The sequence below is a fragment of the Aurantiacibacter xanthus genome, assembly GCF_003584015.1.
Classification (GTDB): Bacteria; Pseudomonadota; Alphaproteobacteria; order Sphingomonadales; family Sphingomonadaceae; genus Alteraurantiacibacter; species Alteraurantiacibacter xanthus.
Genome location: NZ_QXFM01000006.1, coordinates 26,485 through 38,495, shown reverse-complemented (window position 1 = coordinate 38,495; position 12,011 = coordinate 26,485). Strand labels below are relative to the sequence as shown.

16 protein-coding genes are annotated in these 12,011 nt (G+C 66.7%); 7 read left to right on the top strand and 9 right to left on the bottom strand.

The window, feature by feature from the left end:
- Window positions 1-131: 131 nt before the first annotated feature.
- A complete protein-coding gene (locus D2V17_RS00955) occupies window positions 132-863 on the bottom strand; it encodes a ParA family protein (RefSeq protein WP_119591278.1) in 732 nt (243 codons plus the stop codon).
- A 142-nt stretch (window positions 864-1,005) separates the two neighbouring features.
- Window positions 1,006-1,350, bottom strand: a complete 345-nt coding sequence (gene rpoZ / locus D2V17_RS00950; RefSeq protein WP_119591277.1) for a DNA-directed RNA polymerase subunit omega — start codon at window positions 1,348-1,350, stop codon at window positions 1,006-1,008.
- A 134-nt stretch (window positions 1,351-1,484) separates the two neighbouring features.
- On the opposite strand from rpoZ, the gene D2V17_RS00945 reads away from it, so the two are divergent.
- Window positions 1,485-2,009, top strand: a complete 525-nt coding sequence (locus D2V17_RS00945; RefSeq protein WP_119591276.1) for a hypothetical protein — start codon at window positions 1,485-1,487, stop codon at window positions 2,007-2,009.
- Window positions 2,010-2,109: 100 nt separating this feature from the next.
- On the opposite strand, the gene D2V17_RS00940 is transcribed toward D2V17_RS00945, so the two are convergent.
- Entirely contained in the window at window positions 2,110-2,586 is a 477-nt protein-coding gene (locus D2V17_RS00940; RefSeq protein WP_147367152.1) for a hypothetical protein, read from the bottom strand.
- 212 nt (window positions 2,587-2,798) lie between these two features.
- The gene (locus tag D2V17_RS00935) at window positions 2,799-4,325 is read right to left on the bottom strand and encodes a replicative DNA helicase (RefSeq protein ID WP_119591274.1); all 1,527 of its coding nucleotides are present in this window, start codon (window positions 4,323-4,325) and stop codon (window positions 2,799-2,801) included.
- A gap of 126 nt (window positions 4,326-4,451) precedes the next feature.
- Between D2V17_RS00935 and D2V17_RS00930 the strand changes: the two genes are divergently transcribed.
- From D2V17_RS00930 to D2V17_RS00920, 3 genes are read left to right on the top strand one after another with little or no spacing between them, the layout of a single operon-like run.
- Window positions 4,452-4,943, top strand: a complete 492-nt coding sequence (locus D2V17_RS00930) for a UPF0262 family protein (RefSeq protein ID WP_119591273.1) — start codon at window positions 4,452-4,454, stop codon at window positions 4,941-4,943.
- A 60-nt stretch (window positions 4,944-5,003) separates the two neighbouring features.
- A complete protein-coding gene (locus D2V17_RS00925) occupies window positions 5,004-5,663 on the top strand; it encodes a glycoside hydrolase family 25 protein (protein WP_245978399.1) in 660 nt (219 codons plus the stop codon).
- A complete protein-coding gene (locus tag D2V17_RS00920; protein ID WP_119591271.1) occupies window positions 5,660-6,061 on the top strand; it encodes a cytidine deaminase in 402 nt (133 codons plus the stop codon). The genes D2V17_RS00925 and D2V17_RS00920 overlap by 4 nt, the downstream gene beginning before the upstream one ends.
- Window positions 6,062-6,243: 182 nt before the next feature.
- Here D2V17_RS00920 and D2V17_RS00915 read toward each other — a convergent pair whose 3' ends face one another.
- From D2V17_RS00915 to D2V17_RS00905, 3 genes are read right to left on the bottom strand one after another with little or no spacing between them, the layout of a single operon-like run.
- Entirely contained in the window at window positions 6,244-6,768 is a 525-nt protein-coding gene (locus D2V17_RS00915) for a hypothetical protein (RefSeq protein WP_119591270.1), read from the bottom strand.
- Entirely contained in the window at window positions 6,765-7,901 is a 1,137-nt protein-coding gene (locus tag D2V17_RS00910; protein WP_119591269.1) for a M14 family metallopeptidase, read from the bottom strand. The genes D2V17_RS00915 and D2V17_RS00910 overlap by 4 nt, the downstream gene beginning before the upstream one ends.
- 2 nt (window positions 7,902-7,903) lie before the next feature.
- A complete protein-coding gene (locus tag D2V17_RS00905) occupies window positions 7,904-8,494 on the bottom strand; it encodes a DUF4136 domain-containing protein (protein WP_119591268.1) in 591 nt (196 codons plus the stop codon).
- Window positions 8,495-8,645: 151 nt separating this feature from the next.
- Between D2V17_RS00905 and ykgO the strand changes: the two genes are divergently transcribed.
- Entirely contained in the window at window positions 8,646-8,771 is a 126-nt protein-coding gene (gene ykgO / locus D2V17_RS00900) for a type B 50S ribosomal protein L36 (RefSeq protein ID WP_004210176.1), read from the top strand.
- A gap of 87 nt (window positions 8,772-8,858) precedes the next feature.
- Window positions 8,859-9,482 carry an HAD family hydrolase gene (locus D2V17_RS00895; protein WP_119591267.1) on the top strand — a complete coding sequence of 208 codons (624 nt, stop codon included), beginning with the start codon at window positions 8,859-8,861 and terminating at the stop codon, window positions 9,480-9,482.
- 14 nt (window positions 9,483-9,496) lie between these two features.
- Here D2V17_RS00895 and D2V17_RS00890 read toward each other — a convergent pair whose 3' ends face one another.
- On the bottom strand, window positions 9,497-9,817 hold the full coding sequence (locus D2V17_RS00890; protein WP_147367151.1) for a DUF8200 family protein: 321 nt from the start codon (window positions 9,815-9,817) through the stop codon (window positions 9,497-9,499).
- A 135-nt stretch (window positions 9,818-9,952) separates the two neighbouring features.
- Between D2V17_RS00890 and D2V17_RS00885 the strand changes: the two genes are divergently transcribed.
- Entirely contained in the window at window positions 9,953-10,444 is a 492-nt protein-coding gene (locus tag D2V17_RS00885; protein ID WP_119591265.1) for a winged helix-turn-helix transcriptional regulator, read from the top strand.
- 7 nt (window positions 10,445-10,451) lie between these two features.
- Here D2V17_RS00885 and D2V17_RS00880 read toward each other — a convergent pair whose 3' ends face one another.
- Window positions 10,452-11,948: a YifB family Mg chelatase-like AAA ATPase gene (locus tag D2V17_RS00880; protein WP_119591264.1), complete on the bottom strand. Its 1,497-nt coding sequence runs from the start codon at window positions 11,946-11,948 to the stop codon at window positions 10,452-10,454.
- Window positions 11,949-12,011: the final 63 nt, after the last annotated feature.

Here is a 12,011-nt window from a genome sequence, read left to right as displayed (position 1 = left end):
CTGAGCTTGTCGAAGGCCACGCGCAGGTCAGGCCGCTTGCCTGCCCTTCGACAAGCTCAGGGCGAGCGGATGATGACGAGTGGCACTTAAGAGAAACAGCATGAAGCAGAGGCGCGCGTGCGTCTCCTGCTCTAACCCTGCGCCAGCCGCCGCTCGATAGCAGTCCAGAGCTGCCCGAAACCGCGCGCGGCGGGCGAGTTGGGGGCGAAGGCACCCACCGGCTGCTGCCGCACCGCGCATTGCTCGATCGCGCTTGCCTGCGGGATCACCGGCCAGTTCGGATTGGCTTCCAACGCCTCAAGATGCAGCGCGCGGCGGCGGTCGACCATCGACAGCACGGGGAGGATCGGCGGGTGGCTCTTGGTGTTGGCGCGGATTTCCCTCGCCACGATCTCCAGCGCGCGGGCCGATAGCGGCGAGGGCGGCAGCGGCACGATCACGCAGGTCGCCGCACGCACCACCTGCGCACTGATCTCGTTCAGCACCGGGGGGCAGTCGAGCACGATCCGCTCGTAGTCGCGGCTGAGCGTTTCAGCGAGCTTCGCCAGCCGCTTCTTTTTGCCGATGCGGCCGAACAGGCCATCGAGATCGCGGATCGATTCGTCGGCAGGCAGGACATCGAGGCGGTCGTAGCCGCTCTGCCAGATCAGGCTGGAGGGTTCGGTATCGCGGTCGAAGATCGCGCCGGCGGCGGCGCGCTTCTGCGCATCGATCCCGAACAGAAAACCCGATCCGCCCGCCGCATCGAGATCCCACAGCAGCGTGCGCCGACGCGATACCGTGGCCGAGTACCACGCGAGGTTCGCCGCGATGGTGGTCTTCCCCACGCCGCCTTTCACGCTGTAGACTGCAATGACCGCCATCGACGCTCCTTTCGTGCAAAGGTTAGAGCGTCAAAGCGGCCGGCGATCAATCGCAACCCAGCGCCGGACATAAGAAAAGGGCCGCAGCTCGCGCCGCAGCCCTTTCGCTGTCTCGCCGGGACGAGAAATCTGTCGTTTTCGATCAGCCTTCGTAGTCGCCGCCGATCGAGGTCGAGCGGGCCGGGGCCGCGGCCGAAAGGCGCATGGCTTCGGCCGACTGGCTCAGCGAACCGATATCGTCCGCTTCGTCTTCCTCGTCGGGGAGCACGCGCTGGAGCGACTGGGTCAGCGATTCCTGCAGGTGCTTGGGCTTGACGGTCTGCTCGGCGATCTCGCGCAGGGCGACGACCGGGTTCTTGTCACGGTCGCGGTCGACGGTCAGTTCGGCACCGCCAGAAATCTCCCGCGCACGCTGGGCGGCAAGCAGGACGAGATCGAAACGGTTGGGAACTTTGTCGACGCAATCTTCGACGGTAACGCGCGCCATAGGGCACTCCAATCAAGCGGGTTGTTCGGAAAGTGCGTTCAGATACGGACGCAAGCGCCAGGAGTCAAGAATTCGCATTGCCGCGCGGGCGTGCTAGCGCTGGAACCCTACCGCGCCCAAGCCATTGGAACCCCATGATCCGCACCCTCCCGCTTCTGTTCGCCCCCTTGATGCTCGCAGCCTGCAACCAGAGCACGCCCGAGCAACTAGCCGCCAGCGACGGGCCTGCCACGCCTGCTACCTCCGGCGCGAACATGGCCCAGGGCCAGAGCGCGCCGATCATGCTCGACGTGATCCTGCCCGAGGATCTCGCGGCCGAGCCGTTGGCGGGCGAGCTGGGCTGTGCGTTCAGCTTCAGCCGCACAGACGACCCGCTACTGGTGGCAAAGGGCGTGGTCGATAGCCAGAGCCAGGCCATGGGCGCGGTGAAGATCGACGGGACGGTGATGCGCCTCGCCAAGGAGGGCAAGGGCGGATTTGGCGACATGCCCGATGGTGCCTCGTTCACCAACGGCGCGGTCAGCGCCCGGGTCGAGGTGACGGGTGATGCCGATCCCGGCGCGGCGCCGAGCGAGAGTCCGCTCAAGACCGCGCGGTTGACTATCGCGCGCGGCACCCGCCAGATCGTGATCGACGGGTTTTACGCGTGCGGGCCGTGAGCGCCGAGGGCTAGCCTATGGGCTAGAGGCTACGTCTGCTTTCGGGAACTGCGGAAGGCGTAGTGAACGGCGGGGATGGGGTGGTTAGCGGATAAGTCGATCACCGAACTGAGGGTATAGGAAGGCCTTTGACGATTTCGCGCAGTTGGCCATTCCTATCTGCCAATCGCTCGTAGTCGCAGCCAAAATCGGCAAGATAATGGACATCGTCGTTGGCTGACTGCCAGCGTATATAAAATGCGCCTGCGTCCGTTACTTCGGGCACGCCTTTCGGGCAGGCTCGCTCGATGAACCTCATCGCGCTCTCTTCAGAGAATGGCACCGCCTGTTTGCGATATGGCTGTAGTTCTGCAAGCAGTTCAAACAGTTCGGCTCGAGTGAGTTTGAAACCGCCCGTCGTCCCGTCAGGATGTGGCTCGCTATCCTTGTAGGTCCCATTACCTCCTGCATCGATCACAACCTCGAGAGAAGACCAGCCAGACAGCCGCATCTCGAGCCGCTCTATTTCCTCGCCGCGGCTGTCGGACGCGCAGCTTGTAGCAATGAGCAAGACAAATGAAGCGAACAAGGGACGCATGCAATTGATCTACATCGATAAGCGAGTGGCCGCTATGGGTTCGTCTGCTGCCTTTCCGCTTTTCGACGCAACTCGCGCCAAGAAGTCATCCTCTCCCCACCACTCGTCATCCCGGGCTTGTCCGGGATGACGCTTTCCTGCGCTCGCACCGCATAAGCTGGCCCCCGCATCAAATCCGGGGTGACGATTGAGGCGAGCGGAACCCGCCGAAACTATTCGTACCCGTAGTCCGAATAGTCCTTCATATTGGGCGAGGTGAACTTGGTGATCTCGGCCTGGAAGTGCAGCGGCACGTTGCCGGTCGAGCCGTGGCGCTGCTTGGCCACGATCAGCGTCGCCTTGTTGCGCAGTTCCAGATAGCGCTCCTCCCACAGACGATACTTCTCCTGAATGTCGGCCGAGCTGGTCTCGGTCGGCACCTCGGGGCGCACCGCCTCATGATAGTAGTCGCCGCGGAAGATGAACCAGACCATGTCGGCGTCCTGCTCGATCGAGCCCGATTCGCGCAGGTCCGACAGCATCGGCTTCTTGTCCTCGCGCTGTTCGACCGCACGGCTGAGCTGCGACAGCGCGATCACCGGCACGCTCAGCTCCTTGGCCAGCGTCTTCAGCCCGCGCGAAATCTCCGAAATCTCGTTCACGCGGTTGTCGCTGGCGCGGCCCGAGCCTTGCAGCAGTTGCAGGTAATCGACCACGATCAGCCCGATATCGTGCCGCCGCTTCAAGCGCCGCGCGCGGGTGCGCAGCGCGCCGATGGTGAGGCCGGGGGTATCGTCGATATAGAGCGGCAGCTCCGAAAGCCGGCGGCTGGCATTGGCAAGCCGCTGGAAGTCGTCGCGGTTGAGCTTACCCGAGCGCAGCGCTTCGGACGAAATCTCCGCCTGTTCGGCGAGAATACGCGTGGCCAGCTGGTCGGCGCTCATTTCGAGGCTGAAGAAGGCGACCGGGCCGCCGAAATTGTGCTCGCCGCCCTCGGCCTGCCAGCGCAGGTGCTCTTCCGCGCAGTTGAAGGCGATGTTGGTGGCGAGTGAGGTCTTGCCCATGCCGGGGCGTCCGGCGAGGATGATAAGGTCGGAATTGTGCAGGCCCGCAGTCTTGCGGTCGACCGAATCGAGGCCGGTGGTCTTGCCCGAGAGCCCGCCGCCCGAGTTCATCGCGGCCTCGGCCATCTTGATCGCGGTGAGCGCGGCTTCCTTGAAGCTGGTCGCCTCCGAGCCGGTGGACGCGCCTTCGGCCACCTCGAACAGGCGTGCCTCGGCCCGCGAGATCTGGTTCAGCGGCTCGACTTCCTCGCTGGTGTCGAGCGCGCCCTCCACCAGATCGCGCCCTACGCTGACCAGTTCGCGCAGCAGGGCGAGGTCGTAAATCTGCTGGGCCAGTTCGCGCGGGGCGAGCAGGCCTTGCCCGTCGGCGGTCAGCTGCGCGAGGTAGGCGGTGCCGCCCAGTTCGGCCAGCGCCTCGTCGTTTTCGAACAAGGGCTTCAGCGTCACCGGCGTCACCACCATCTGGCGGTCGAGCTGGTTCTGGATGCGGTCCATGATCTTGCCATGGACCGGGATGAAGAAATGATCGGGCCGGATCGGCACGGTCATTTCTTCGAGCAGACGGTTGTCGATCAGCAGCGCGCCGAGGAAGGCGGCCTCCGCCTCGGGGTTGGCCGGCAGCGCGCGCCCCGCGGGCGTCTGGGCGCTGGCGGCGGCAGGGCCGGCGGAGCGGATGAGCAGATCTTCGTCGGACATGGCCTCCTCATGCGGCCTGATGACCGCTGCGGCAAGAGGTGCCCCCTTGTGGATAGCGGGGATGAATCGCTCCCGCGCCCTTTCGCAATTGCCATAAAGCCTTGAGAGAGGCACAGAGGCGCGACCATGAACGACCCTGCCATCAACCGTATTGCCAGCATCTCGCTCGACGAGGCCTCGGTGATCGCGCGCAGCGAGGATGTCGAACGTGAGCGGCAGGTGGCCCTGCGCGATCTGGTGGAGGACAACCTGTTCCGCCCCTTGCGGGCCAGCGAGAACGGGCAGCAGGGGCCGTGGCAGGTGCATCTGTCGGTGGTCGACGGGATGCTGGCCTGGAACCTCACCGACGGGGCGAACGAATCGGCGGGCACCATCGGGCTGGGCCTCGCGCGGATGAAGCGCCATGTGCGCGACTACTTCGCCATCTGCGACAGCTACTACAAGGCGCTGCGCCGCAACTCGGCGCAGGAGATCGAGACCATCGACATGGCGCGCCGGGCGATTCACGACCGCGGCACACGCCAGTTGCTCGAATCGCTCGAAGGCAAGGTCGAGACCGACTTCACCACCGCGCGCCGCCTGTTCACGCTGATCTGCGTGCTGCATATCAGGGCCTGAGACGAGCAAGAGGGGGCCGACTTGGCCAGAAAGCGGAAGAGACCCTGGCGCCTGCGCGCATTGGCGGCGCTGTTGCTGGTCGCGCTGGCGGCGGGCGGCTGGCTCTGGTGGCAGTCGCGCACCTGGCGGCCCGAACGCACCGACTATCCGGTGCAGGGCGCATTGATCGGCGAGCGTGACGGGGTGGTCGATTTCGGCGCGCTCGATGCGGCGGGGGCGGATTTCGTCTATCTCGAAGCGAGCGCGGGCGACAACGGGCGCGACGCGCAGTTCAGCCGCAATCTTGAGGCGCTGGCGGGCAAGGACATGCCCTATGGCGCGGTCCACGAGTACGACCCCTGCGTTCCGGCCGAGCGGCAATCGGCCAATTTCGTCACCATCGTGCCGCGCGATGCGCGGATGCTGCCGCCGGTGATCGCGCTGGGCAAGCTGCCCAGTGCTTGCGGCAATCCGGCCATCGAGGCGGGGCTCGAAAGCGAGCTGACCACCTTCATCAATCAGGTCGAGAACCATACCGGCCAGCCGGTGGTGCTGCTGGTGCCGTCTGCCTTCGAGGCGAAATACGGCATATCCAGGCGGATCGAGCGCAACCTGTGGCTGACGCGCGACTGGTTCCAGCCCGACTACGCCGGGAGGCCGTGGACCTTGTGGACCGCCAATGCGCATCTCCACAGCGCGCTTGCCGCCGAGCCGCTGCGCTGGGTGGTGGTGCAGCCATGAGCGTCTCGCGCGATGACCTGATGGCAGCGGCGCGGGCGGCGGCGGAGGGGGCCTATGCGCCCTATTCGAAGTTTCTCGTTGGCGCAGCGCTGGCCTTTGCCGATGGCAGCGTGGTGAGCGGGGCCAATGTCGAGAATGTGAGCTACGGCCTGTCGCTCTGCGCCGAGACGGTGGCGGCGGGCAAGGCGATGTCCGAGGGGCGGCGTGGCGGGCTGGTTGCCGTGGCGGTGAGCGGGCCGAAAGCCCACGCGATCACTCCGTGCGGACGCTGCCGTCAGGTGCTGGTCGAACTGGCCATGCTCGATGGCAGCGATCCGCTGGTGTGGTGCGATGGGCCGGGCGGCGTGCGCGAATTTCGGCTGTCGCAGCTGCTGCCCGAGGCGTTCTCGGAGCTTTAGGGTTCTGATCCCCTTTGCTCCCCCCTCCCCTTGGGGAGGGGCCGGGGGTGGGGGTTCGACGCTGGCTGGGGCGGAACCCCCATCCCAACCCTTCCCCAAGGGGAAGGGCTTCTATGTCATCCCGCTCCAGCGACAAGCGTGCTTTCCGCTCGTGCCCTCTTCAGGGCGAACGGAGCGGAGGGCTATTGCGCGACCAGCGTCCCGTCGCTGGCATAGTGCTCGGTGCGGGCAACCGGCGCGGCCTTGCCCCATTTCGCCACCAGCGTATCGGCGGCCAGCAGCTGCGCCATGAAGCGCTGGTACGAAGCGTCGCGGCAGCCCTGATTATAGGCGATCTCCTCGGTGGTCGCGCCACGGGTTCGCCGCAGGGTGCCGTAGAGATCGTCGGTGCGGAACTGCTTGCAGTCGCGCGGGTTCGGAGCCGGATCGGGCAGGCCCGCCAGCAGAGCCTCCAGCTCGGCCTTCTGCACCGGGCTGACGGCGAACATATGGTAGCGCAGCTCGTAAGGCCCGACCGGGCCCGGCTGTCCGCTGTCGTTCACGCGTTCGTACCAGGTGCCCTGTTCCCCCGGCCCGACCACCCAGCCGGAGACCACGCGGCCCCAGCTGTTGGTCTCGTAGGCGATCTGTTCGACCGCAGGGGCGGCGTCAGGCATGGTCGCGCAGGCGCTCAGCAGCAGTGCGGCCAGCGGCGCGAATCGAATCACGCGCGCTCCTCAAGCCATTGTAGCAGCGTACCGAGGCAATCGCGCGCCAGCAGGCGGCTGCGCTCGGGGCTCCAGCCTTGGGCGGGGTCGGGCAGGTCGTCGTTGTCCTTGAACGGCATTTCGAGCGTCATCGACACCGCACCGAAGCGCTCGGCGACCTGATTGGTGCTCATCGACAGGTTGGCCCGACCGGGGCGCGCGGTTTCATAGCCGAGCCTGCGCTGGAAATCGGGCGTGCGCCGGTCGAGCAGCTCGCGATAGCGCTCGTAGTCGGCACCGAGCTTGTCGGTCCACGAGGGAATGCCCTCGAACCCGGCGATGAAGTTGGCGGGAATAGCCTCGTCGCCATGGACGTCCATCGCGAAGTCGACGCCGCTTGCGTCCATCGCATTGCGGATCGCCAGCACCTCGGGCGCGCGCTCGGCGGTCGGGTTGTCCCACTCGCGGTTGAGGTTCACGCCCGCCGCATTGGTGCGCAGGTGTCCGCGCGTGCTGCCATCCGGGTTGCAGTTGGGAACGACGTGCAAGCGGCACAGCTGGCGCAGCTTGCGCGCGACCGGGTCGGCCGGGTCGGTCAGCAGGTCGAGCGCGCCTTCCATCCACCATTCGGCCATCGATTCGCCCGGATGCTGGCGGGCATAGAGCCACACCTGACAATCGCCCTCGCCCATTTCGAGGCAATCGAGCGCGCGCCCGTCGAGCGTGGTGCCGAGACGGCGATGGCTCACGCCCTCGCTGGCGGCGGCCTCGGCGACGAGGTCGAAATGGCGCTCAAGCGAATAGGGCGCGAAATAGGCGAAGGAGACGAGGTCGCTGGCGGGTGTGTAGCGAATGGTCAGCGTGCCGTTGGCATCGGCCTTGTCGTAGGACGAATCGGCGCGGCCCCAGTATTCGCGGTCTTCCGAAACGCAGGCGCGGTAGCCGGGCCAGCCATCGGGATAGGCGCTGGTCGCAAGGTTCTCGATCCGCAGCACCAGTTCGCGGCCCGCGCAGCCCGCAACGCGGAAGTGGAACCACTGGGCGAACTCGCTCTGATGATCGCGCCTGATCGCCAGACGGGCCTTGGCGCCGTCGATGGCGAGCACTTCGATGTTGCCGCTGTCGAAGGCGGCGTCGATATGAATGTCGGTCATGCTTAGTCTACCTGGATGGTTTCGCCGGAGATTCCGGGGAAGTTGCTGAACAGGGCAGCGGCCAGCCGCGCGGCGGCGGCGGTCTGGTCGGCATAGTTGCTGTTGGCGCTGGCGATCATCTGGGCGCGGCCCTCCCACAGGTTCTCAGTCCCTGCGCCGGGGCGAATCGCTACCGCCAGCCGGGTGTCGAGCCGTTCGGCCGCGCGCGGGGTAAGGTCGAGCCCGATGCCAAGGCCGACGCCAGAGCCATAGCTGCCGACCGAAGCCCCGCCGCCAACGCTGACCGGACGACGACCCGCATCGGGATCGTCGACGAACTGTTCGAGCGAGACCTGCGCCACCTGCGCGCCGCCGCTGGGGCGCACGCTGTAGCCGAGGCTCGCCAGCTCACGCTCCACCGCCGTGCGATAGACCGATTCGTTGGGGGAGCGCTGAAGGCCGGGGCCGAACTCCACCGAGATGGTGCCCGTGCCCAGCTGCGCCGGGGCCGCACCGACGAACCGCGTCACCTCGACCGGCGACACATAGGCAGGCGCCGCGCAGGCCGCGAGCCCGGCGCAGGCGAGAACGATTGTGCAGCTTCTCCGGATCATGATAGACAAACCTTTCGTGCGAGCCCTTGTTCCGTCACCCGCTAGCAGGCTTGGGCTTGACTTTCACTGCTGTCGACCATATTTCGCCCGCCATAGATTTTGCGGCACCGGATCTCTGGTTTCCGGTGCCTTTTCATTTGGAAAGATCGCCATGAAGATTCGTAACAGCCTCAAGTCGCTGAAGGGCCGCCATCGCGATAACCGCGTGATTCGTCGTCGTGGCCGCACCTATGTGATCAACAAGACCAACCGTCGCTTCAAGGCTCGCCAGGGCTGATGCGGGCCGCACCGCGATTCGTTCGCGGTCGGCTGGTCTTCGATCGGACGCACAGAGATGGCCTCCGCGTGAGCGGGGGCTTTTTCTATGTCTGAGGTTCCTGTCGCCGCTCCCCTCGCCGTCGTTTGGGATGTGGGCCGCGTGCTTTACGAGTGGGAGCTGCGGCACCTGTTCGCGCGCCTGATCGACGATCCGGCGGAGCTGGACTGGTTCCTCGACCATGTCGTGACCGAGGAATGGCACTTCCAGCACGATGCGGGCCGTCCGCTGGCCGAGATGGTGCCCGAACGGCAGGCGCAGTTCCCGCGCCATGCCGCGCTGATCGCGGCCTATGCCGAGCGGTTCGTCGAATCGATTCCCGGCCCCGTCGCGGGAACGCACCAGCTGGTCGAGGCGCTGGCCGCGCGCGGAGTGCCGCAATATGGCCTGACCAACTTCGGAGCCGAATTCTGGGACATGTTCCGCCCCACCGCGCCGATCTTCGACCTGATGCAGGACGTGGTCGTCTCGGGCCGCGAGCTATGCGTGAAGCCCGATCCGGCGATCTATGCCCTGCTGGAGCGGCGCAGCGGCCACGACCCGCACGAGCTGTTCTTCATCGACGACCGGGCCGACAATGTGGCCGGAGCCCGCGCGCGCGGCTGGCACGCCCACCAGTTCGATAATGCCGCCGCGCTCGAAGCCGAGCTGGCAGCGCACGGGCTGCTTTAGGAAAAGCGCTGGCCTCAGCCGTTGCAGCGGGCCAGCTCTTCGGCGGCCAGCGGCGCGCCATCGACCGTGAACTGTGTGATTGCGCCGGTCTTGCGCTTCAGCTCGCGGCAGATGCGCAAGGGGCGAGCAGTGCTGCGCGGAGCCACGCAGCTGGTGCCCTCGCAGGTCCAGGCCACGCCGCCTGCGGCCATGCGCGGTGCCGTTGCAGGCGTAGCGATCTCGGCCACATAGAACGCACCCGAGCCTTGCGGCTGCGCCATCAGCGCGGCCTGCGGTGCGGCGGCGACAGTCAGGGTGAGAGCGGAAAGGGCGATCAGGCGAGGGCGACGTGTCATCATGGCTCCAGTCACTAAGTTGCGGATCGCTACTTATTGTGAAAGGTTGCATTGGGCAACGCACTTATGTCACAATCTGGGGGTTCCGCCACGATTGTGCTTATTTTGCAACGTGTCGGCAGATATAGGAGCCTCATGACACAACTGCGCGAACCCTTGAGTGTGATTGGTGAATGCGGACTGCCCGCTGCGCTTGAGGTGATGGGGGAGCGCTGGTCGTTCCTGATTCTGCGCGCGGCCTTCAACGGCTTTGTCCATTTCGAGGACTTTTCGAGCGAACTGGGCATTGCCCGCAATATTCTCTCCAACCGGCTGACGCGGCTGGTCGACCATGGGGTGCTGGCGCGCGAGCGGTGCGAGCACGACAAGCGCAAGGTCGAATACCGGATGACCGCAAAGGGGCGCGAACTGTTGCCGGCGATCCTTGCCCTGCGCGACTGGGGGCTGCGCTACACCGACAATGCCGCGCCCAATCTGGTGCTGATCGATGCGCGCGACCGCCAGCCGATCGCGCCGATCACGATTCGCGCGCACGATGACCGGGTGCTCGAATGGGGCGACCTCGCCTGGGCCGAGCCAGAGGATGTCGGTGCGCCGGTGGCGGAGGAATGCTGCGCGAAGGCCTGAGCGGCTCTCAGGCGCGCGGCGCGGCGCGGCGATAGCTGAGCGCCTCGGCCACATGCACCCGCCCGACTGCATCGGCTCCGGCCAGATCGGCCACGGTGCGCGCCACCCGCAGCATCCGGGTGTAGCCGCGCGCGGATAGTCGCATCGCTTCTGCCGCCTGCATCAGCAATTGCCGCCCGGCCTCGTCGGGCGTCGCGTAACGTTCGAGCATCTCTCCTTCCAGCTCGGCATTGGCGCGCACCCCGCGCGCCACCTGCACCTCGCGCGCCCGCGCTACCCGTGCGGCGACCTCGGCGCTGCCCTCGGCGGGCGGGGGCAGGGCGAGGTCCATCGCGCTCACCGGCTGCACCTCCACATGCAGGTCGATCCGGTCGAGCATCGGGCCGGACACCTTCGACTGATAGTCCGCCGCGCATTTCGGCGCGCGCGAGCAGGCCAGCGCCGGGTCGCCGAGATGACCGCAACGGCACGGGTTCATCGCCGCCACCAGCTGCACCCGCGCCGGATAGCTGACATGGGCATTGGCCCGCGCCACATCGACCTTGCCCGTCTCCAGCGGCTGCCGCAGCGAATCGAGCACAGCGCGCTGGAACTCGGGCAATTCGTCGAGGAACAGCACCCCGAGGTGCGCGAGACTCACCTCGCCCGGACGCACCCGCAGCCCGCCGCCGGTCAGCGCCGCCATCGAGGCCGAGTGGTGCGGCGCGCGAAAGGGTCGGGTGCGGCTGATCCGCCCGCCTTCGAGCAGCCCCGCCACCGAGGCGACCATGCTCACCTCCAGCGCCTCGGCGGGGGTGAGCGGGGGGAGGATACCCGGCAGACACGAGGCGAGCAGGCTTTTGCCCGCGCCGGGAGGGCCGTTCATCAGCAGGTTGTGCCCGCCCGCCGCGGCGATTTCGAGCGCGCGCTTGGCGCTCTCCTGCCCCTTCACCTGCTTGAGGTCGGGGCCGTGATCGGGCTCTGCCACGAGGCCGGGCGCGGGTTCGGGCAGCTGTCTGTCGCCCCGGAAATGCGCGAGCAGGCTGACCAGATCGGGCGCCGCGCACACCGCGATCCCGCTCGCCCAGCGCGCTTCCGCCCCTTGCGCGGCGGGGCAGATCAGGCCTTTATCCTGCTCGCTCGCATGCAGCGCTGCCAGCAAGACACCGGGCGAGGGCACGATGCGCCCATCGAGCGCGAGTTCGCCCACCGCCACCCATTCGGCCAGATCCTCGCCATCGAGCACGCCCATCGCGCCCAGCAGCGCCAGCGCAATCGGCAAGTCGTAGTGGCTGCCTTCCTTGGGCAGGTCGGCGGGCGAGAGGTTCACGGTGATCCGCTTGGGCGGCAGCGACAGACCCATCGCGGCAAGGGCCGACTGCACCCGCTCGCGGCTTTCGGCCACGGCCTTGTCGGCCAGGCCAACCACCGAAAAGCGCGGCAGTCCGGCAGCCAGCTGACACTGCACCTCGACGCTGCGCGCCTCCAGCCCGAGATAGGCGACCGTCGATACCAATGCGACCATGCAACCCCCAGTGCTCAAAGTGATAACGCCCGTTTCTCAGGTGTCGAGCGGATCGTGGTTAAA

Excerpts from the sequence above, each read along its gene's own strand:
- D2V17_RS00955 (WP_119591278.1), bottom strand. The coding sequence starts at position 863 with ATGGCGGTCATTGCAGTCTACAGCGTGAAAGGCGGCGTGGGGAAGACC.
- rpoZ (WP_119591277.1), bottom strand. The coding sequence starts at position 1,350 with ATGGCGCGCGTTACCGTCGAAGATTGCGTCGACAAAGTTCCCAACCGT.
- D2V17_RS00945 (WP_119591276.1), top strand. The coding sequence starts at position 1,485 with ATGATCCGCACCCTCCCGCTTCTGTTCGCCCCCTTGATGCTCGCAGCC.
- D2V17_RS00940 (WP_147367152.1), bottom strand. The coding sequence starts at position 2,586 with ATGCGTCCCTTGTTCGCTTCATTTGTCTTGCTCATTGCTACAAGCTGC.
- D2V17_RS00935 (WP_119591274.1), bottom strand. The coding sequence starts at position 4,325 with ATGTCCGACGAAGATCTGCTCATCCGCTCCGCCGGCCCTGCCGCCGCC.
- D2V17_RS00930 (WP_119591273.1), top strand. The coding sequence starts at position 4,452 with ATGAACGACCCTGCCATCAACCGTATTGCCAGCATCTCGCTCGACGAG.
- D2V17_RS00920 (WP_119591271.1), top strand. The coding sequence starts at position 5,660 with ATGAGCGTCTCGCGCGATGACCTGATGGCAGCGGCGCGGGCGGCGGCG.
- D2V17_RS00910 (WP_119591269.1), bottom strand. The coding sequence starts at position 7,901 with ATGACCGACATTCATATCGACGCCGCCTTCGACAGCGGCAACATCGAA.
- D2V17_RS00905 (WP_119591268.1), bottom strand. The coding sequence starts at position 8,494 with ATGATCCGGAGAAGCTGCACAATCGTTCTCGCCTGCGCCGGGCTCGCG.
- ykgO (WP_004210176.1), top strand. The coding sequence starts at position 8,646 with ATGAAGATTCGTAACAGCCTCAAGTCGCTGAAGGGCCGCCATCGCGAT.
- D2V17_RS00895 (WP_119591267.1), top strand. The coding sequence starts at position 8,859 with ATGTCTGAGGTTCCTGTCGCCGCTCCCCTCGCCGTCGTTTGGGATGTG.
- D2V17_RS00890 (WP_147367151.1), bottom strand. The coding sequence starts at position 9,817 with ATGACACGTCGCCCTCGCCTGATCGCCCTTTCCGCTCTCACCCTGACT.
- D2V17_RS00885 (WP_119591265.1), top strand. The coding sequence starts at position 9,953 with ATGACACAACTGCGCGAACCCTTGAGTGTGATTGGTGAATGCGGACTG.
- D2V17_RS00880 (WP_119591264.1), bottom strand. The coding sequence starts at position 11,948 with ATGGTCGCATTGGTATCGACGGTCGCCTATCTCGGGCTGGAGGCGCGC.